Annotated in this window: 17 protein-coding genes; 13 read left to right on the forward strand and 4 right to left on the reverse strand. The window is 37.5% G+C overall.

Annotated elements, in window-relative coordinates; translation table 11 throughout:
- The 13 genes from IGI77_RS17610 to IGI77_RS17670 all read left to right on the forward strand — a co-directional run.
- A partial coding sequence (locus IGI77_RS17610) for a head-tail connector protein (protein ID WP_438770619.1) occupies positions 1–132 on the forward strand: 132 nt, incomplete at its 5' end.
- Between the two features lie 2 nt (positions 133–134).
- The gene (locus IGI77_RS17615; protein WP_438770564.1) at positions 135–464 is read left to right on the forward strand and encodes a phage head closure protein; all 330 of its coding nucleotides are present in this window, start codon (positions 135–137) and stop codon (positions 462–464) included.
- A 2-nt stretch (positions 465–466) separates the two neighbouring features.
- The gene (locus IGI77_RS17620) at positions 467–823 is read left to right on the forward strand and encodes an HK97-gp10 family putative phage morphogenesis protein (RefSeq protein ID WP_438770566.1); all 357 of its coding nucleotides are present in this window, start codon (positions 467–469) and stop codon (positions 821–823) included.
- Positions 820–1,182, forward strand: a complete 363-nt coding sequence (locus IGI77_RS17625; protein ID WP_438770568.1) for a hypothetical protein — start codon at positions 820–822, stop codon at positions 1,180–1,182. Before IGI77_RS17620 ends, IGI77_RS17625 begins: the two co-directional genes overlap by 4 nt.
- A 53-nt stretch (positions 1,183–1,235) precedes the next feature.
- Positions 1,236–1,775 carry a major tail protein gene (locus tag IGI77_RS17630; RefSeq protein WP_413157895.1) on the forward strand — a complete coding sequence of 180 codons (540 nt, stop codon included), beginning with the start codon at positions 1,236–1,238 and terminating at the stop codon, positions 1,773–1,775.
- Between the two features lie 130 nt (positions 1,776–1,905).
- Positions 1,906–2,229, forward strand: a complete 324-nt coding sequence (gene gpG, locus IGI77_RS17635) for a phage tail assembly chaperone G (RefSeq protein WP_438770571.1) — start codon at positions 1,906–1,908, stop codon at positions 2,227–2,229.
- A 272-nt stretch (positions 2,230–2,501) separates the two neighbouring features.
- Positions 2,502–6,770: a phage tail tape measure protein gene (locus IGI77_RS17640; protein WP_438770573.1), complete on the forward strand. Its 4,269-nt coding sequence runs from the start codon at positions 2,502–2,504 to the stop codon at positions 6,768–6,770.
- An 88-nt stretch (positions 6,771–6,858) separates the two neighbouring features.
- Positions 6,859–8,385: a distal tail protein Dit gene (locus IGI77_RS17645; RefSeq protein WP_438770575.1), complete on the forward strand. Its 1,527-nt coding sequence runs from the start codon at positions 6,859–6,861 to the stop codon at positions 8,383–8,385.
- Positions 8,385–13,196, forward strand: coding sequence for a hypothetical protein (locus IGI77_RS17650; RefSeq protein WP_438770576.1), 4,812 nt, complete (start codon positions 8,385–8,387; stop codon positions 13,194–13,196). Before IGI77_RS17645 ends, IGI77_RS17650 begins: the two co-directional genes overlap by 1 nt.
- 24 nt (positions 13,197–13,220) lie before the next feature.
- The gene (locus IGI77_RS17655) at positions 13,221–15,077 is read left to right on the forward strand and encodes a DUF859 family phage minor structural protein (protein WP_438770578.1); all 1,857 of its coding nucleotides are present in this window, start codon (positions 13,221–13,223) and stop codon (positions 15,075–15,077) included.
- A gap of 24 nt (positions 15,078–15,101) precedes the next feature.
- A complete protein-coding gene (locus IGI77_RS17660) occupies positions 15,102–15,359 on the forward strand; it encodes a hypothetical protein (RefSeq protein WP_325832896.1) in 258 nt (85 codons plus the stop codon).
- Positions 15,360–15,421: 62 nt separating this feature from the next.
- The gene (locus IGI77_RS17665; protein WP_438770580.1) at positions 15,422–15,835 is read left to right on the forward strand and encodes a phage holin family protein; all 414 of its coding nucleotides are present in this window, start codon (positions 15,422–15,424) and stop codon (positions 15,833–15,835) included.
- A gap of 70 nt (positions 15,836–15,905) precedes the next feature.
- A complete protein-coding gene (locus IGI77_RS17670) occupies positions 15,906–16,709 on the forward strand; it encodes an N-acetylmuramoyl-L-alanine amidase (protein WP_438770582.1) in 804 nt (267 codons plus the stop codon).
- Positions 16,710–16,740: 31 nt separating this feature from the next.
- Here IGI77_RS17670 and IGI77_RS17675 read toward each other — a convergent pair whose 3' ends face one another.
- The 4 genes from IGI77_RS17675 to IGI77_RS17690 all read right to left on the reverse strand — a co-directional run bounded on the left by IGI77_RS17675 (position 16,741) and on the right by IGI77_RS17690 (position 18,812).
- Positions 16,741–17,100 (reverse strand): hypothetical protein, encoded by a 360-nt coding sequence (locus IGI77_RS17675; protein ID WP_438770584.1) that lies wholly within the window; start codon positions 17,098–17,100, stop codon positions 16,741–16,743.
- A gap of 258 nt (positions 17,101–17,358) precedes the next feature.
- Entirely contained in the window at positions 17,359–17,490 is a 132-nt protein-coding gene (locus IGI77_RS17680) for a type I toxin-antitoxin system Fst family toxin (RefSeq protein WP_438770586.1), read from the reverse strand.
- A gap of 163 nt (positions 17,491–17,653) precedes the next feature.
- Positions 17,654–18,082: a hypothetical protein gene (locus tag IGI77_RS17685; RefSeq protein ID WP_438770588.1), complete on the reverse strand. Its 429-nt coding sequence runs from the start codon at positions 18,080–18,082 to the stop codon at positions 17,654–17,656.
- Positions 18,083–18,086: 4 nt separating this feature from the next.
- Positions 18,087–18,812 (reverse strand): replication initiation protein, encoded by a 726-nt coding sequence (locus IGI77_RS17690; protein WP_438770590.1) that lies wholly within the window; start codon positions 18,810–18,812, stop codon positions 18,087–18,089.
- Between the last annotated feature and the right edge of the window lie 1,284 nt (positions 18,813–20,096).

A 20,096-nucleotide genomic window follows, 5' to 3' on the forward strand; every position in this document is an offset into this window, starting at 1 on the left:
GACGCTCGCTTTAAATTAGCTACCGCCCTTTTGGTTGGTAGTTGGTATGAAAGTCGTTCAAATGAGGGTGCCAGCACTTCTGAAATACCATTCGGTGTACAAAGTATTATTACTCAGTTACGAGGTGTTTAATTATGGCTCTTATTAAAATCAGCGACTTACGTGAGCGAGTTAGCTTTTTTGAAAAGCAAACGGTTAAAGACGATCGAGGACAAGTTAAAACCGTAGAAGTTGAAGTAGCTACTGTTTGGGCGTGTTTCAAAGAGCAAATGTTTAAAGACAAGGTTGCTACTGTTGGGACTGTCTTAGAAGGTACTGTTTCAATCATTATTAGATACAAGCAAGATTTTGACATTAACACAAATATGAAAATCAAATGGAATAACGAAGTATATGAAATTGTTGACTATTCAAAAGGTGTTTTCGGTCAAGACTTTACGGTTATATCGGCAAGGTTGGTGTAACTATGGCTTATATCGACTCAAGTGAAGTAACTAACGGAATTAAAAAAGTTCAGAAGACCATAAGGAAAGCTGAAAAAGAAGCAATTACTGAAGCTACTAAATTGGTAGCAAACCAGTTAGAAAAGAATACGCCCAAGAGCAAAGAAGGAACTGATCACGCTAAAAATCACGTTGTTAAGTCTGGCGTCAAAGACGGCATGGCAGAGGTTGGTTTTGATAAAGAAGTTGCCTGGCGTATTCACTTTATCGAGTTTGGCACTATCAAACAGAGACCCCAGGGTTTCGTACAAAAGACTCAAACTCAAGTAGAACAAGAAGTAGTAGAAATAATTACAAAGGCTCTAGGGGGTGCTTTATGAAAACAGCGGTTAGTTTAGTTTATGACGTTTTGAAAGAAACAGAGATAGACTTTTATACAAATAGCGTACCTAATTCGGCGCTAACTAAACCTACCTACCCTCTTGGGCGAATAGTAGAGATTCAAAGTAACTATACAAATAAAGCTTCAGATAACCCCTGGAGTATTCAGTTTGTTACGCAAGTAGACGTATGGGTAGACAGCCTGGACGAAGTAGACAAATACTACTATTCCCTAGATTCATTAATGAGGGCGAACGATTGGGAATGTATTTACAGCGAACAAACAGACGACCCAGACATTGAGGGTGCAAAAAGAATCATTAAACGATACTCAGCAACAATAAATATCGAATTTTAGAAGAGTCTTTTTTAAAGGCTCTTTTTAATTTACTCAAAAAGGAGAAAAAACAAATGGCTAATATTGGATTTAAAAAAGCGATTTTTACGATCGGCGAAGAACAATTTATCGTAGACAAAACTCAAGGCGGAACAATCGACGCTAAAATTAGTGGTATTGCTAACGAAGCAACTACTGTTGACGCTTCAGACATTCCATTTTTCGTATATCAAAAAGGCGTAGGGAACATTTCAGTAGACTTGACAGTATTCGACTTACAATCAGTTGAAGGCTTATACGCTAAACTATTTGGTGTACAAGCAGAAGACGGCATTTCTATCGTAGGAGCTGACACAGCGCCAGCTTACACTTCATTGGTGTTAGTTTCTGAAAATGCTCAAGGAAAAGACTTATACTTTGGTTTAACAAAAGGTAAATTTGCTCACCCAGATATTGAATTAGCAACTAAATCTGAAGGTAAAGCAGACCCTAAAACGGTTGCAACGACTGGTACATTTATTGCTGACACTCGTGGCTATGCTTACATGACAGCAGTTCAATCAGAGACAGTTACAGAAGACGTATTTATTAAAAAAGTAAACAACGTAAAGTAACAAGCCAAGCTAGTACGGCTATGAAACTAGCTGAAGTAATCAAAGAAGTAGCAAATGAAGAGTTGGCTTAACAGTCAACTCTTTTCTTTTAATATTTTGCAAAATAATAAAAACAAAGGGGCATGTAATAATGATCGAATTAAAATTAAAAATTGAAGGTAAAACAAAAACCTTTAAACAAAAAGAAGTAAGCGCACGTGCAATGCGTCAAATGTTGCAGTTCTATACGAAAATGGAAAAAGTTGATAAAGGCGACGCTGAAATTACAGAAGTAGAAATGCTAGACGAAATGATCGTTTTAGTAGCCGATTTATTTGCTAACCCAGAAGTAAACTTTGACGCTATCTTAGACGGTTTAACAGCTGAAGAACTTTTCCCAACACTTCAAGGTGTACTAGAGCAAGTGGCGGACATGGGAAAGCAGACGGCGCAGCCGACATTGAGCCAAGCTTAACCTTTGAAGAAGCAAACAAGCAGCTAGACCAGCTATACAAGCAGCTTATTGGCAATGGCTGGAAGTTAAATGATATTGAAGACGTTGATTATTTTTATTTACTACACTTATTTAGCGAAGTAGACGAAAATGGATCAGACGACCAACGTATGAGTGGAGAAGAATTTTTTGCTTCAATAGGCGAAAGTTTTGAATAAGCAGACCTAGAGACCTTTATTAAATGGGTCTTTAGGTCTCTTTTTTTTTGAATAAAAATATAAGGACGTGAGAATATGGCGGATAACAAACCAATCGGAAATATTAAATTGGGTATCAGCTTAGAAGGTATTGACGAGTCGATTAAAAATTTAGATCAACTAAATAAACATATCAAAGTCAATGAATCAAGTATGAAAGCAAATTTAAAAGCTTTTGACAGTAGTAAAAATAGCGTTGAAGCTTTGTCACAAAAGCAAAAAGACCTAACCAGCGTAACTAGCGACTACGACGCTAAAATTAAATTACTTAAAAAGCGTTTAGAAGAGCAAGAAAAAGCTGAAAATAGAAATGAAGCAGCGATCGCTAATACCCAAAAAGCAATAAACGACGCAACTGCTAAATATAATGGGTACAATAGTCAGCTTCAAAAGACCAAGGAGCAACTAGCTTATGCTGAAAGTGGCGTAGAATCGCTCTCTGACGCATTAAAAGAAAATGAGAAACAAACAAATCAGCAAGTTAAGGCGTTAAAGGACGCTGGCGACGAAGCTGGTGCGTTTGAAGCAAAACAAAAAGGACTTGAAAAGCAACAAGATTTATTAAACGAATCAATTAAAGCCCAAAAGGAAGCGGTAAGTAAGCTATCCAGTGAGTTCGGCGCCAGCTCTACCCAAGTTAAAAAGGCTGAACAATCATTACAAAGCTTAGAAAATCAGTCTGACATTACTGACAAGCAGCTAGAAGCTTTAAGAGACAGCACTAAAAAAGCAGCTGATACTTTTGATAATTCTAGTGATAGTGTTGGAATTTTCCAGGGTGCCTTAATGGCTGACTTTGCTACTGAAGGACTTGAAAAAGTTAAAGATATGGTCGGCAACATTATTGATAATATTAACGAAGCTAGTGAGCAATACAATACACTAAAAGCCCAACTTGGTAGTGGTGTAGACGTTTCTGAAGTTCAGACCAACGTAGCAAACGTATATGCTAAGGGCTATGGTGAAGACGTTGAAGAAGTTCAACAAGCACTAACAGCAGTAAAACAACTAATGCCAGACTTGAGTGGTAAAGAATTAGAAGACATGACGGCACGAGCATTAACATTCTCAAAAGCTACTGACACTGATATTAATGAGTCTATCAAGGGCGCACGTACCCTAATGAACGAGTTTAAAATTACTTCAGTTGACGCTTTCGACCTAATGAATAAAGGGGCGCAAAATGGTTTAAACTTCAGCGGTGATTTAGCAGATCAGATAAGCGAATTTGCCCCAATCTTTAATCAAGCTGGTTACAGTGCTAACGACATGTTTGGAATGATGAACAACGCCCTAGACGGTGGAGCCTACAACTTAGATAGAGTAAATGACTTAATGAACGAATTTACAACGAGACTAGACGACGGAACGATTTCTGACAACATGGGCTTACTATCAGATGATACACAAAGGTTGTTTGAAGAGTACAAAACAGGTGGCGCTTCAGCAAGTGAAATGTTTGACGCAGTTGTAAAAGACATAAACAACATGGAAAACCAAACAGATAAAGCGGCAGCGGCTTCAGTCATGTTTGGGTCTCTTGGGGAAGACAGTTCACTTAAAATGGTACTAGGACTTACTAAAGTCAATGACAAATATAAAGATGTGCAAGGAACTTCAGACGATGTGAACAGCGCAATTTCAAATAGCTCACCTTGGGAAGCGTTAAAACGTAATCTAAAATCTGGTCTAACACCTTTTGCTGAAGGAATGAGCGGCATTAAATCTCAAGTTACAGACGTTATAAATAATTTGTTTGAGAAGTTCCCAACAGCGACTAAATTAGGGTTGGGCGTATTATTAGGTACCCTGGCTCTCTTGGGTACAGCTTTTACTATTGCACTTATTCCAGCTGGTATTTTTAGTGGTATTTTAGCAGCACTAGGTACAGCTGTAGGGGTTCTAACGAGTCCAATTACATTAGCTATTGCTGGTATAGGCTTACTTATTGGGGCTTTTGTACTCGCTTATAAAAACATTGAACCATTTAGAAATATGATCGACAGTATTTTAGATTCGGTTAAAAACTTTGCAACAAAAGTATACAACGAATACCTAAAACCAGCGATTGACGAAGTTATGGGTGCATTCAGAGACTTTACTACCGCTATTAAAGAGTGGTGGGACGAAAACGGCGCTCAATTTATCGAAGCAATAAGTAATGTACTAGGGTTCATTTGGGACTTAATCAGTCCATTTTTAGATAAGACTTTGAATTTGTTCAAATTAATATTTAAAGGTATTGCAGAGACAGTTAAATTTGCTTGGGACATTATCAAAAACCAAACACAAGCATTCTTCACAATTGTTAAAGGCTTACTAGACGTTTTCATTGGTGTATTTACTGGTGATTGGAAAAAAGTGTGGGACGGCGTTAAGTCAATATTTACTGGCGCTATTGATTTTCTCACAAGTATCTTTAGAACTAACCTAGTAGGCAAAATTACTAGCTATGTAGTTGGCTTTGTTCAAGATATACCTAAAAAGTTTAGTTCAATGTGGGACAGCATTAAGCAATTCTTCTCTGACGGTATTACTACTTTAGTTGATCGTATGAAAGAAGTTCCTGGCAAAATTGCTGAAGGTATTTCTAAAAACGCTGGTAAAGTAGTAGACGCATTTAAATCTATGTTTAAAAAGGCTCAACAAGTTATCAAGAAACCTGTAAACATGGTTATTGGTGGTGCCAATTGGGTACTTACAAAGTTTGGCGCCAAAGAGTTACCAACGTGGCAACCAGACGAAAGCTATGCCAAAGGTACACCACGTGGCGGACATAAGGGCGGTAATGCCTTAGTCAATGACGGTAATGGCGCTGAAATGGTGATCATGCCTAATGGTCAATCGTTTATCCCAAGAGGAAGGAACGTATTAATTCCTAACGCCCCTAAAGGTATGCACGTAATGAACGCACGAGACACAGCTTTGGCAATGGGTAGAGCTAAACCAACCTTTGCTTATAAAAACGGTACTAGCTGGTGGGAAAACACTAAAAACTTTGTCGGCAATATGGGTAAATGGGCTAAAGAAAAAGTATCGAACGTTTGGGACTTTGTTTCAAACCCTTCTAAATTGGTCGATATTGCTTTATCTAAATTTGTAAACTTTGGAGACGCTAGTCATTTTGCACTAGACGCTGGTAAAGGTTTAGTCGGTAAGGCTAAAGACGCTATGTTTGGTTGGGTCAAAGATTTATTTAGTGCCAATGACCAAGGTGGGGTGTTTGATGGCTCAACAGATAAGAGTTGGGGCGTATACAAATACCTAAGAGATATTGCTGATAGTGCTATTGCACAGTTTGGCAGTGGTTTACGTATTACAAGTGGCTACAGAGCTGGCGACCCTTACTATCATGGGCGTAGACAAGCAATAGACATTGCTTTACCAAGTTCTATGAATGGTTCGGCTAAAAATAAAAATATTGCTGATTGGGTATTTAATAAGTTTCGCTCACAAGTAGCTTACGTTATTACAAACGGACGTGTTAAAGACCGCAGTGGCTTCAGTGGCACAGGTAAAGACAGCGTTTGGAAATCATGGGCGCCAAACGACCACTATGACCACGTACACATTAACGGTCTCTTGGGCGCTTCAGACGTCGTTAAGGCAACTGGTAAGACTTATTCCAATTCAGTAGAGAGATGGCGTTCAATCGCAAGCCAAGCCCTTCAAATGGAAGGACAATACAGTACAGCCAATCTAAACGCTCTAATGAACCAAATGCGCACAGAGTCAAACGGAAACCCATATGCTATTAATAATTGGGACATTAACGCTAAAAACGGTACACCTTCAAAAGGGCTTATGCAAGTTATTGACCCAACCTTTAGAGCATATGCACGCAAAGGCTACAACACTAACATTTATGACCCATTATCAAACATTTTAGCTTCAATCAGATACGCTAGAAGCCGTTACGGCTCACTGACAAACGCTTATAGAGGTGTTGGTTATGCAAATGGTGGTTTCATTACCAGACAGCATTTAGCAATGGTTGGAGAAGGAAACAAACCAGAAGTGGTTATTCCTTTAGATAAGGCGAAACGCTCACGAGCTATGCAACTATTATCAAAAACTAAACGAATTATGGGAGATAATGACGGTGTAATTATTCAAAGTAATGTACAAACAAACGACCAAAGCGAAATTATAGCACTCTTAACTGAACAAAACTCATTGTTACTATCTATTCTAAGAAAGGATAGCAACGTTTATCTGGATAGTAAAAAGGTCAATAGACAACTTGAGATAACTAGGAAAGAAACAAATATGATCCACAATAAAAGGTTAGGTTTCAACAACTAAGGAGAGGACAATTAGTCCTCTCTTTTTTTTTACGGCTATCAGAAATAATACCTTTTTATGAGACTAAAAGAGAGGGGAATAATAAAAAATGAGTTTTTATCAAGATAGATATATTACCTTAGACGGCAAGTCTAGTAAGGAATTATTTTATATAACTAAAAAATCAGAGCAACTTTTATCTAAGTCAATCAACACTCAAGCGATACCAAGCGCATATGGCGATAAAGTTAAATCTGTTGAGTACAATTCAAAAACAATTAAATACAGTATTTTGTTTACTATGGAACAACTACAAAATACAAAAATCTATAATATCAATGATTTAAAACGTGCAATAGCTAAATACTTTGACTCAAATGAAGTAGTTAAATTGTGGGACAGTCAAGACCCAAATATTTATTACAATGTTCTTTTTCAAGGAACTTCAGAGATCCAATTTTTAGGAAACAAAACAGCTATCACAGAAATAGAGTTCCTGGTACCAGATGGACTAGGATATTCCGTTGTAGAAAAAGAGTTTGTACCTAAAGTAAACGCTGACGGCATTTTAGAAGTGATCGTAGACAGTCAAGGTACCGCCTTATCTGATTTTAGGGTTCAAGCAACAATGAACCATGATAACGGATATTTTGGAATTGTTTCAGAGAATGGCGTTATGGAGTTTGGTAAACGTGAAGAAGCAGACGGAGTAATAGCAGAAAAAAGTGTTATTTTAGCTTCTAACAAGAATGGTAATTTTTCTGATTGGGAAGACGGCGCTGTATTTTACGAGAACCCAAATAAAAGACCTGTTACAACTATGATTGCTGACAGCACTTATGGCTTAGGTCGCTTTCCTAACTCATTTACTAACGTAACTAATAGCTCATGGTTTGGTGCTATTAAACAGAAAACTCTATCAGAAACTTCTAAAAACTGGTATTTATGGGCGCAAGCATGGTTTGAAACAGGAGTAATGGGACAAACTGGTGAGTGGGCATTAACAGTAATTGATAAGAATAATAACTTAATTGCAGGAATGGCAATAGAAAAGAATGATACCGTTGGTAACAAAGCCTTTGTTAGCTTCCTGGTAGGTAACGGTAAAGGATCAAGTAGAGTTATAAAAAATATTAATTTTACGCCTTCTTACTGGCTAAAAAATAACCCTTATGGCTCTGAAGCTAAAAACAGTGGAAGAAACCCCTTTGACATTAGAAAAGAAGGATCAGACATACGCTTTTTCTGGTACGGCAAATACTTTACTTTCACTATTCCAGAGTTAGCAGACACAGAAGCAAAGACTTTACAATTTTTTGTAGGTCAATACTACAACAGAAGTGCAGAAGTTAAACAAAAGGTATCTCATATGTACCTTAATAACTTGGCATTTACAAAGACAAAAGTTCCGTACTGGAAAGACGTTCCTAATCGTTATGCGAAAGGTGACGTAATTTCAATCGAAACTGAAACTAAAACACCTTACGTAAACAACTTGGTACGTTACAGCGATCAACTTAAAGGAACGGAGTATTTTAAACTAGCCAACGGTGAGACAAAAGTACAATTCTATTATTCAGATTTTAGTACGCCAATACCAAGTGTAAAACTATATCTTAGGGAGGCTTATATTTGATGAATTTAAAAGCGCCAACTATCTCAATTAGAGACAACAGAGACAACCAAGTAGGTGTTCTTTATGACTACTTCAATGATTCAATTGAGTTGTTCTTAGAAGGTAAAGTAAGTATTTTGACTTTATCAGTGTTAGACGAAAATAATTACCGAGAGTTGCTAGTAAATGGTAACTCTCTTTCTTTTACCTATAAATCAGAAGACTATCATATGATTATTGTGAAGAGTGACGAAGACGAAGATGTTATTACTATTACAGCATGGTCATTAGTATTAGAACTAAACAATGAGACTAAAGCGCCTTTTTCTGGCACGTCATTAACTTTCGCACAATACCTAAATGCTTTTGATGGTGAAAAAATTCTTACGTTGAATATCAACGAGGTTTCAGACAAAAAAATATCACACACATTTGACTCTCAACAAACTATGCTAGAAAGACTATTCAGTCTCGCAAAACTGTTTAACGCTGAAATTGAGTTTAAAACTATTCTAGCTGACAATGGCTCTTTAGAAAGACTAGAGATCAATGTTTATAGAGCCAATGACAGCAAAAATCAAGGCATAGGAGAAAATAAGTCTAGCGAAGTATTTTATTTTGGCGAAGAGATCACTACAGTTAAAAAATCAAGCGACATTATGAACTTGTTTACAGCTATACGCCCTGTGGGCAAAGATGGGCTAAACTTAAACAACTATACAATGAACGACGTTAAAGACGAAGACGGAGAAACATTATTTTACTTAAAAAACGGAATGATTTATGCCCCAAGAGCAAGAGAGTTATACCCTTCAAACCTAATTAATAAAGCGGACAGATGGACGGTCTACGATTGGGCGACAGAGTACGAGTCTCAAGCTACTTTATGCGGCAATGCTCTGGCTAAACTAAGAGACGAATTATCTACGCCAGCCGTAACCTGGACTATTGAGGGCTACATAGACGCTAACATTGGGGACACTATTTCCGTACACGACAACGGTTATAAACCTACGCTACTCTTGGAAGCACGCATTAATTCCCAACGTATCTCTATGACTGACCCTAGTTCAAATGAGACAACTTTTTCCAATGTTAAAGAAGTTCAGTCAGAAATTTCAGCAGAACTAATTGCTAAAATGAACGATATTATCAAAGAGAAAATTCAATACACTACTAGCATTATTACAACTAACGGTACTTCCTTCAAAAACGGAAAAGGTAGCACAGTTTTAAAGGCTAGAGTTTTATCAAACAATGCTGACATAACAGATAAGGTTTCAATTAGCTGGTACAAAGACGATAGTTTTGTTAAATCAAGCACTGAACTAACTGTTTCAGCTTCAGATATTGTAGAAAAGGCTGTTTATCGCTTTGAAGTAATTGATACTTATGGAAACGTAAAGAATGTACAAGAAGTAACTATATTCAACGTTGACGACGGATCAAATGGTTTAGGTATCAAAAATATTACTAATAAGTACGCAGTAAGTAAATCAAATGTTACACCACCTACTAGTTGGGTAGATACGCCACCTAGAATTACTGAAGAAACTAAGTATTTATGGAACTACGATATTATCACTTATACAGACAATACGACTTCTGAAACAAGTAAGAGAGTAATTGGTGTTTATGGTGATAAAGGACTAGACGGACTTGCAGGTAAAGATGGTCTTGGTGTTAAAACGACCACAATTACTTATGCTATTTCAACAAGTCCTACAGATACACCTTCAAGCGGTTGGACTAACCAGGTTCCTACACTTGAAAAAGGAAAGTATTTATGGACTAAAACGCAATGGACATATACTGACAACACTGTAGAAAATGGCTATACAGTTTCATACATTGCCAAAGACGGTAATGATGGTAATGATGGCGTAGCTGGTAAAGACGGAGTTGGTATTTCAGATACCTTAATTCAATACACTGGATCAACTAACGGTACAACTAAACCAACTACAGGCTGGTCTACAAGCATTCCAGCTGTTGCAGAAGGCAATTACCTTTGGACTAAAACTACTTGGACGTACACAGACGGCACAAAAGAAGACGGCTATTCAGTCGCTAAAATGGGTGCTAAGGGTGCTGACGGTAAAGATGGTATTGCAGGTAAAGACGGTGTAGGACTAAAAGAAACCGTTATTAGATACGCAAGTTCTACTAGTGGAATAACCGCCCCAACTACAGGCTGGCAAAGTTCAGTGCCTACAGTTACACCAGGAAACTTTCTATGGACTAGAACTGTATGGACGTACACAGATAACTCAAGCGAAATTGGTTACAGTGTCGCTAGAATTGGAGCAGACGGTAACGACGGTAAGGACGGTATAGCTGGTAAGGACGGCGTAGGCTTAAAATCTACAACTGTCACTTATGCAGGTTCAGCAAATGGCGTAACAGCCCCTACAAATGGCTGGACTCTTTCGATCCCTTCAGTCGCAGACGGTAACTTCTTGTGGACTAAAACAACCTGGACTTATACAGATAACACAAGCGAAATTGGCTACTCTGTTGCAAGAATGGGTACTAAAGGATCAGACGGTATCGCAGGTAAAGATGGTATCGGTATTAAATCAACAAGCATTATTTATGCAGGTTCGACAAATGGTACAGTAGCGCCAACTACAGGGTGGTCTACAAGCATTCCAGTAGTACCAGCTGGTAACTATTTATGGACTAAAACAACTTGGGCTTATACTGACGGAACTTCAGAAAGCGGCTTTACGGTATCTCGTATTGGTAAAGACGGTAATACAGGTAAAGATGGTATTGCTGGTAAGGACGGCGTAGGAATTAAGGAAACGTCGATTCAATACGCCGGATCAACGAGCGGCACTACACCACCAACGACAGGTTGGACGGCTTCAGTCCCAACAGTGGCTAGTGGCTCATACTTGTGGACTAAGACAACATGGAGCTACACAGACGACACTAACGAAACAGGTTATAGCGTATCAAAAATGGGTGAACCAGGCGCCAAAGGAAACACAGGAGACTCAGCTACTTCCTATTGGGTGACGCCTAGTGTGAATGCTATTCAAATATCGACTACTAAAGTCCTAAACCCAACTAAAGTAACGTTCACAGGTTATTCAAAAACAGGTACAGCTAACGCTGGTTTATATGCTGGTCGATTCAATATTTTAACTTCAGTAGACGGCGTAAATTATTCAAGTAAATATAGTTCTTCAGCTAATCAATCTGCATATACTTATACGGTGCCAGCAGACGTTAAATTTATTAAAGCTAGAATGTATCAAGCTGGCGGTACTTCAGTATTAGTAGACGAAGTAACTATCCCTATTATTGAAAGTGCTGAAGGTTTAGAGATTGGTGGGCGTAATTATTTTAAGGGTTCTGAAAAAGAAATTACGGCAAGTAGAGAGTTTGTAAATAACCCTAATTGGGATATGGCGCCAATTTTTGATACATATGGAATTGATAAATTTTATACAATATCATTTGATCTTAAATCTAAGGTTGCTGGAAATATCCAAATATACGCCCAAAATGGATCAGGAAGCAAATACAATATTGGAACTACAAATATCCAAGCTACAAAAACATACCAACGATACAGCATTACATTTAAACCAACCTTACAAGCTAATTCAACAGAAACTAGAGCATTATTAGCTTTTTATGGAACGTATGATAGTGGAAGAATACCAACTGTTAAAAATGTAATGATTGAAACAGGTACAAAAGCTTCAGATTGGAAGCCAGCACTAGAAGACGCAGTAACTTATCAGCGCTGGTCTAATGACCCTAATGGGTTAGTCGATATGACTGATGTTTATCCTAATGAAAATCTATTATTAGGCACAAGTAATGAAGTTCAGTCAGCAAGTGGTACTGGTTGGTTTGACGGAACTAGAGCTACAAATGCTACACAAACGCCACCACAGCTAGAGTTTTCTACTAATTATACTTACTCAGCTTATATAACAGCCCCAAGTGACGCAGAAGCTTTGATTTATGTTCGACTTTCAAGACCAGGCGCCCCAAATGGTAGCTATGAAGACAAGGCTAGTAATCGTATCCCAGCTGGTAAAAGCGGTTTGGCAAAAGTTACTTTTTCAATTCCAACCGATACAACTACAATTAGTTTTAGAGTATTAAGGTTCGCTACCGCTCAGACGTCTACTAAGACTATTCAATGGAGCAGAGAAAAATTAGAGTTAGGTAGCAATGTAACTACGTGGACGTCAAACCAGCAAGACAACAAACTTTTGTCTGTTCCACAATATGTTGGGGTAGGCGTTCAAAATACTATGAACCCTTCAGACTTTACCTGGACAATTTCACCAGAATATACTCAAGCTCTTGCCGACTTAGGTCTTAAAGATAAAGTTGACAATGGTTCTTATGAAAATGACAAGAGTGATATTTGGGAAGAAATAGGTAACAGGGTAACAGAACAAGAAGCCAAAGATATACGAGACCTAGCCGAGTCACTAAAAAATAGTTATGAAGCGTTCATAAGTGAGGGCGGTCAGTACCAGTCAGATTTAGAAGCACTAGACGCTAGATCAGCTCTCTTGGTTCAAAACTTAGGAGACAAGCTGGCAACATATAACTTTTTAGATACTCATATCAAGTTAGGTGAGGAAGGTTTGTTGATCGGTGCTAAGGGCGACCCAATGAAAATGCTGTTATCAAAAGACAAACTATCTTTTACAGACGGTGGTGAAGTAGTTGCTTACTTCTCTAAACAGTCTTTCTACATTAACAGAGGTGCTATTGTAGACAGCCTTCAAGTGGGTCAACATAAAATGGTCAAATTAAACGCTAATCACACAGTATTCCAATGGATAAATGGATAAAACAAACAGGGGAGAGGTTCAAATATGGCATTAAGTGGTAGCTTCAGAATAAACAGTAATGTCAGCTATTTGTGGTTGCAGGTCAACTGGTCTGCAACCCAAAACACAGCTGGTAATTACAGTGATATAAAAACAGACGTCTATATTCAAAAGAGTGGATCAGCTTCACCTTGGAATGCAACAAACAACACTCTATTGATCAACATAGACGGCAACAGATCAGAAAGAGCAACAACCTTTGATTTAAGAAACAAAAATTCTCAATTGATCGGTAGTCATTCAGCTAGACTAAACCACAATGCTTCTGGTGACAAGACTTTTTCAATCGGTGTAAACTTTCCTACTGGCATATCAGCAGGAACGATTAACAATACAGTAAGTTTCTCGCTGAACAAGATTCCGAGGGCGTACACGTTTATAACTAACACCAATAGTTATACTTTTGATTCAGCAATGACAGTTTTTATTAATGCAAATGGTTCTGGCTTTAGGGCAGATTTAGAGATGTTATTCGGTAATAAATTAGTTACTCTACAAACAAACTGTCCGATCGGTACTAACTTTTTCCCTATCCCAAAGGGTAGCGATTTTGCCAGTCAAATATCGAATAATACTAGCGGTGTTGGTCTTTTAAGAGTTGTTACCTATAACGGATCAACTAAAGTAGGAACAGCTGAAAAGACCAATATTAAATTTACTTTGCCTAATACGAATGCCTATACGCCTACTATATCAAGTATTTCTGTTACAGATAAAAACAGTAATGTAACAAGTGTAATGGGTTCAAATACGTTATATGTACAAGGTATGTCAAGACCAACTTACACCATTAACACAGCGATAGCATACGGCTCTGCAATTAAAGACTACAAGCTTACTGTAGGCGGTCTCACTTTCACTAGTAAGACTTCAGTTATTGAAATTGATTTAGCTAGTGTAAACATTGGCACAGGTAACGTTACAGCGACAGCTACGGTTACTGATAACAGAGGTAGAACAAATTCTTCTAACGCTACGATCAACATACAAAGTTACTCACCACCTAATATAGGTAATTTTGGAGTAACTCGCCTATCCAATCCAGCAACTACGATTCAGCTAACTAAGAGTATTTTAACTTCAAGTTTAAAGAATGGATCAACTGAAAAGAATAGTTACACAGTCGTAACTAAATACAAAAAAGGATCGGCTTCAGATTGGACGACAGTGAAGACAGAAACAAACAGTTCGGCTAACTTGACACTAACAGGCTTTGCTGTAGATTCTTCTTACGACTTTTTAGTAACTGTTACAGATAAGTTTTCTAGTGTTGACGTTCAAGGATCAGTTTCAACAAATGCGGTACTAATGGACTTGTACAAAGACGTCGGTGTTGGAATTGGCAAAATGTATGAAGAAGGTCATGGAGCATTAGATGTAGGAGATATGATTTACATGATGGGTAAAAGTCTACTTAATACTTTTTATCCAGTTGGTACTATTTATCAAAGCACAAACCCAGCAAACCCTAGTACTTTTATGGGTGGAACATGGGAGAGATATGCTAAAGGTCAAGTTTTAGTGGGTCTAGATGAAAGTGATACTGATTTCTCAACTCCTGGAAAAACAGGTGGAGAAAAAACACATAGATTAACACCTTCAGAATTGCCTAAATTGGGTGGTAGTCAATTATTCCATGGAGCTGGATCTATTGGTACTAGCCTAAGTTCAGCTACTGGTATTATTACAAGTGGGGATAAAATCGACAACAAATACCATACAAACGCAAGTTCTACAGGAGCTTCTTCTTACAACTCCTTTAATATTAACTTTGGTGGAGATCAAGCCCATAATAATTTACAGCCATATGCTACTGTCTATACTTTTAGAAGAATTGCATAACAACAAAAAAGGAGAGAAAATATAATGATAACAGTATACTTACCGCAAGAAATGAAAGATGAAAAAACTGGTTTATTTTATAAAGTTTGGGAAGTACCAGAAGGTCTTCCTTTAGGAGAAGGAATTGTTTATGTTGCCCCATCAGAAGAACTTTTATTTCCTAGATGGGATTCTAAACAAGGTATTTGGGTAGAAGATAAAGATAGTATTATTGTATATATGAAAAAGCAAATTGACGAATTAACCGTTGCAGTTGAAGAAATTAAAAAAAATAAGGTGTAGTTATCAATCATTGGTAGCTACATTTTTTATTGGGGGCGAAAAATTAGGAATGGAGAAACAGCATGAACTTAAATTATTTATCAGCATTAGGTGGACTAATTGGGTTTCTATTTGGAGCCTGGTCGATTACCTTAACCATTTTTTTAGTTGTACAACTACTAGACCTTATATCTGTTGTACTAAAGCACGCCAAGCAAGGAAAGCTAAATAGTTCAGAACTAAAGCTAGAAATCATTGGCAAGGTTGGGGTTTGGATCGTTTTGATTTTGGCTCACTTTGTAGACGTCGTTCTATTCGGTGGCGCAACGATCGTGCAAACAGCAATTACATTTACTCTTATCGGACAAGAAGGACTCTCTATTTTAGAGAACTTAAACTTCCTTGGTATTAACGTACCAGCGTCTTTAGCTAAGTATTTCAAAGAGATAGAAACTAAACACGACGACGAGACCCAAGAGCAAGACGAAAACAAATAAATAGACAAAACTAGGGCGCCCCTTTCTATTGGGCGTCTTTTTTGTAAATAGAAAAAAGGAGAGAATTAATATGGGACAAATAAAAACTTCACACGCAGGACATGGTGGAAACAGAACTAATGGACGTTGGGCGGATCCAGGCGCAATCGGTAATGGTTATCAAGAAACAGATATTGCACGCCAAATTAACGCTAAGATAGTTAAAGCTACAGGTGCTTTAGACGCAACAGACAATGCTGGTACAAGTGTAAACGGCAACCTAGCTAATATCGTTGCTAAAATGAACTCTGTAGGCACAGACTGGCATATTTCAAACCATTTAAATTCGGCTGGTCCAGGCGCTACAGGTGTAGAGGTTTGGTATTGGGCTGGTGACGCTGTTTCTAAAGCTAAGGCTGATCAATTGTCTAAAGCTTTAGCTGACGCACTAGGTATTGTAAACAGAGGTTCTAAGCCTACTGCGGACTTTTACGTTTTGCGTAACTCAAGAGGACGCACTTTATTGATTGAGTGGGCTTTTATTAGTAACTCAAATGACGTTAAAAAACTTTTGGCTAATATGGATAAGGGCGTAAATGCTTTGTTAAATGTTTTTGGCTATACTAATGCTAAACCGTCCACCCCTAAACCAACGCCAGCTAAACCTTCTGTACCTTCTAAAAAACTTAAAGGTTCAGACCTACCTAACAGTGGCTATTATACCGTCACAGTAGGAACCAACATTAGAAGCAGTGCTTCAACTGGTTCAGCTATCGTTGGTAGTTACAATAAAGGTCAAGGTTTCAACTATGACAGCAAAGTAACAGCTGGTGGCTATGTATGGTTAAGCTATATTAGTTATAGCGGTGTTCGCAGATATGTAGCTGTAGTATAAAAAAAAGACCCCTTAATTGGGGTCTCTTTTTTTAGTCTTCAGTTTTGATATACACTTTAAAGTCTCTGTCTAACAAGTAGCGACGTAATAAAGAAGCGTCTTGTAAGCTTTGGTCGTATGAAGAAACAGAGTCTTGTAATAGAATGCTTTCTGATCCATAGTTTAACCAAGTTTCAGAAAAGTTACCTAAGCGTTTAACTTCAAGCGTAACTGTATTTTGACCAGTACCACGTTTAAAAGTGTTTAATTTAAGTAATACTTGACGGTAAGTATAGTTGCCGATTTTGCTACTGTATGCTTTACGACGTTTTGGAGCTGATTCAGCTGGTTTGTCAGCAACTTTTTTTGGTTGGTTAAATGAAACAACTTCTTTTTCTTTAGGCTCTGCCATAGGTAATTACCCCTTTGTAATTTTTTATTTAGTATACAAAAACATTTTACCAACTAAGGCGCCCAAGAGCAAGGTAAATAAGTAAGCGCCACCTTCTCTGCTTTGAAAAAGAGCCTAAAATATGCTATAATATGTTTGCGAGACGTTATAATCTGTTCTTCAAAGTAACACAAAAGCCCCACCTATTGCGAGTAGGTAGGGCTTTTTTTTGTACACTCATTGCGACGGTGAGCGTGTGGGTTAGAAAGCAACTTGCTTTCAATCGTCGTCTTTCTTATCTAACCAATAAGAAGCTAGTTCTAGGACTAGCCCTACAAAGATAGGTGCGACGATCAACGTTATAATCTGTTCAAACAAAGTAACACACCCCCTTTGGGGGCAAGTTGCCAAGTCAGATTATACCATAAATTGTTATATAAAAGTTTAGTTTACATAATGTGCAGTATACCAAGTAATAGCAGTACCAGGTATTTTTTGGTTAAAGTTTGTGAAAAATAATTGGTCTAGGTGAAAACCAAAATTAAACCCTTATTTACCGCCAACTTAATTTTGGCTAAGATTGTGAATTTTTCCAGAAGTGCCACCACTTATTTGTTTTTTTATTAAGTTCAGCTTCAAGCTTCAAATACTTTTCATGTTCGGCTAATCTTAAACTTTGTTCCCTGGCAACTAACTCTTGCTCTTTTTGAAGTGCGCCTTGTAAATAATTAATTTGAGACTTTAGCTGCTCTATTTGCTCATTGTGTAAAACCAAAAGTGCGGACTCGCTGGTAGTTTCTTCAAAGCGCCCCACCTTAGACTTACTTTCGCTTTCCTCTTGGGGCTTACCTATACTTTCCAGCAATAAAGCTTGTTGATCACTATTAAGTATATAGGTGCCGTTCTCTTTACTTGGTTCGATCCCTAGCTTAGATAGGTGATAGCGTACCCCACTCTTTGTAAGTCCATTCTCTTTGGCGAACTCTAAAATAGTTTTATTCATGGGGTCATTCACCTTCTAACCAGTTGTGCATAGGTATTTTAGGCTTAGTTTCTGTTTTAATACCAGAGAAAGTAAACTGCAATTTAGCTACCTTATTACCTTTTTTAGCTTTAATTTTGGCAACTTCTAAATCGGTGAAGTAATTTGAAAGTTCTTTTATTGAAGGCTTTAAAACCCTTTGATCTATATTATACATTTGATAGCTATCTGGAATACCCAACAAATCTCTAAAGTCTTCAACTTTTACTACATAGTAGCCAGTAGATTTAAATTGCATTAAAAGACGAAATAGAGTTTTAGCATAAACAGAACGCAAATTAGTTAGCGCTGACAACTGGAAACTACTAAATTCAGCTGTTAAACCATTTATAACATATTCTAAGTCGGGGTTTACACTAATTTCTACGTAATGCTCAGACTTGTCTATCTTAAACCCAGTAAATAAAACAAAGTATTGAATAGCTCTACTGTCCTCTGTTCTATATGTAAGGTTTATCATATTCTTATAAAGCTTCTCTAAATCACCTACAAAGGCGTCAACAGCTGTCATTTTGTAATCACTCAAGTCTTTTAACTCTTCAAATGAAAACCTAATCTTTTGTAGTCCCTTGTCTTTCATTCTCGCACACAAGGCAAAAAAGAGATCCATTTGTTTAGCATTAAAGTTTTTAAGTGGTATTAAGTTCAATTCATTCTTATACTTAACTGATATTTCTGTTTTTTTATCCACCAATATCCCTCCTTGACCACCTTATTATAGACCAATAACAAACAGTAATCAAATGTTTTTAGTAGCTTGCAGATAAAAAGTTATTAGTACACAGATAATTTGTTATTGGTAGTCAGATAATTTGTTATTAGTAGTCAGATAAAAAGTTATTGGTAGTCAGATAATTTGTTATTAGTACCACGCTGTACCCCTTGTGGCTCTAAGGCTCAAGCGACCCCTAAAAAGGGTTCTAAAAAGATCTATAAAAAATATATAAAAAAAAACGCGCGTACACACACGCAAATATCACAAGTCAATTTCAAGTTCAAGGTCAAACCCACAGGTCATTTTTGCCCCCTATTTTCACCCCACAGACGTTTTAATTTATTTTTCGGTAAATTATCCAGTTTCAATTTAAAACGCCTTAGAAGCGATTTTAGGGGCTAATTTTGGGTGTAGCAAAAAGGGTTCGGTACAGATAAAACTCTGCCTTTAGTCAGATAATTCTCTGCCCATACTTTCAATTTCAAGGCTCTCACAGCGCCCCAGAAACGTTTTAATATCAAGGTTTACAAATTATACTGCTGGATCAAAAAACGTCTCACAAGCAATTTTAGGGCTTAATTTTCGACTGTAGCAAAAAGGGTTCGGTACTCAGATAATTCTCTGCCTATACCTATCGGAAGTACCAATAACAAATTATCTAAAGTATAGGCAGATTGACAGATAATTTGTTATTGGTACTCTCGAAAATGCTAATCTATAGCGGTTTGCGTGGTGTGCTGTACGACTACACACCTAACTGTACACTACGTACTTTACATATAAAGCCCAAGAGAGAGTAGGTAAGTGAGCGCCCAACTTTACAGTAAACACACTAAAAACACACGTACTTTATACCGTACAGCATACTGTACTTTGCACGCAGCGTACTGTACACAGCACACTAAATACGCAAATAAACATAAAATTTAGGGGCGCCTAATAAATTAAGTGCGCCCACAATTAATATATACATACTTTTCCCTGCTCTCTTGGGGCTTTTTTGTTATATAACTACTGTTATTTATGGATCGGCATTTTTGGCAAAAGCGGGGGGGGGCGAAATTCTCTTTAGGTAGACCGACTGGTTTTGGAGGTCTACCGTAAAGGGTGGCTGGCACCGTAGGTGGGAGTAGGAGCGGCGGATTAAACTTTTCCTTTCTCTCTTACAATTTACTTAAAAACTCAAAAACATGAATTATAATTTTTTGTCCATTTAGTGCTTTGGTCAATTTTTGTTCATTTACTTATCAGTATTTGTAC

This window comes from Enterococcus sp. DIV0213h (assembly GCF_051711285.1).
In the GTDB taxonomy this organism is placed as follows: Bacteria; Bacillota; Bacilli; order Lactobacillales; family Enterococcaceae; genus Enterococcus_D; species Enterococcus_D casseliflavus.

What these genes read in the sequence shown, in the direction of transcription:
- IGI77_RS17670 (WP_438770582.1), top strand. Translation starts at nt 15,906, where the DNA reads ATGGGACAAATAAAAACTTCACACGCAGGACATGGTGGAAACAGAACT.
- IGI77_RS17660 (WP_325832896.1), top strand. Translation starts at nt 15,102, where the DNA reads ATGATAACAGTATACTTACCGCAAGAAATGAAAGATGAAAAAACTGGT.
- IGI77_RS17645 (WP_438770575.1), top strand. Translation starts at nt 6,859, where the DNA reads ATGAGTTTTTATCAAGATAGATATATTACCTTAGACGGCAAGTCTAGT.
- IGI77_RS17615 (WP_438770564.1), top strand. Translation starts at nt 135, where the DNA reads ATGGCTCTTATTAAAATCAGCGACTTACGTGAGCGAGTTAGCTTTTTT.
- IGI77_RS17665 (WP_438770580.1), top strand. Translation starts at nt 15,422, where the DNA reads ATGAACTTAAATTATTTATCAGCATTAGGTGGACTAATTGGGTTTCTA.
- IGI77_RS17630 (WP_413157895.1), top strand. Translation starts at nt 1,236, where the DNA reads ATGGCTAATATTGGATTTAAAAAAGCGATTTTTACGATCGGCGAAGAA.
- IGI77_RS17625 (WP_438770568.1), top strand. Translation starts at nt 820, where the DNA reads ATGAAAACAGCGGTTAGTTTAGTTTATGACGTTTTGAAAGAAACAGAG.
- IGI77_RS17650 (WP_438770576.1), top strand. Translation starts at nt 8,385, where the DNA reads ATGAATTTAAAAGCGCCAACTATCTCAATTAGAGACAACAGAGACAAC.
- IGI77_RS17620 (WP_438770566.1), top strand. Translation starts at nt 467, where the DNA reads ATGGCTTATATCGACTCAAGTGAAGTAACTAACGGAATTAAAAAAGTT.
- gpG (WP_438770571.1), top strand. Translation starts at nt 1,906, where the DNA reads ATGATCGAATTAAAATTAAAAATTGAAGGTAAAACAAAAACCTTTAAA.
- IGI77_RS17675 (WP_438770584.1), bottom strand. Translation starts at nt 17,100, where the DNA reads ATGGCAGAGCCTAAAGAAAAAGAAGTTGTTTCATTTAACCAACCAAAA.
- IGI77_RS17685 (WP_438770588.1), bottom strand. Translation starts at nt 18,082, where the DNA reads ATGAATAAAACTATTTTAGAGTTCGCCAAAGAGAATGGACTTACAAAG.
- IGI77_RS17640 (WP_438770573.1), top strand. Translation starts at nt 2,502, where the DNA reads ATGGCGGATAACAAACCAATCGGAAATATTAAATTGGGTATCAGCTTA.
- IGI77_RS17655 (WP_438770578.1), top strand. Translation starts at nt 13,221, where the DNA reads ATGGCATTAAGTGGTAGCTTCAGAATAAACAGTAATGTCAGCTATTTG.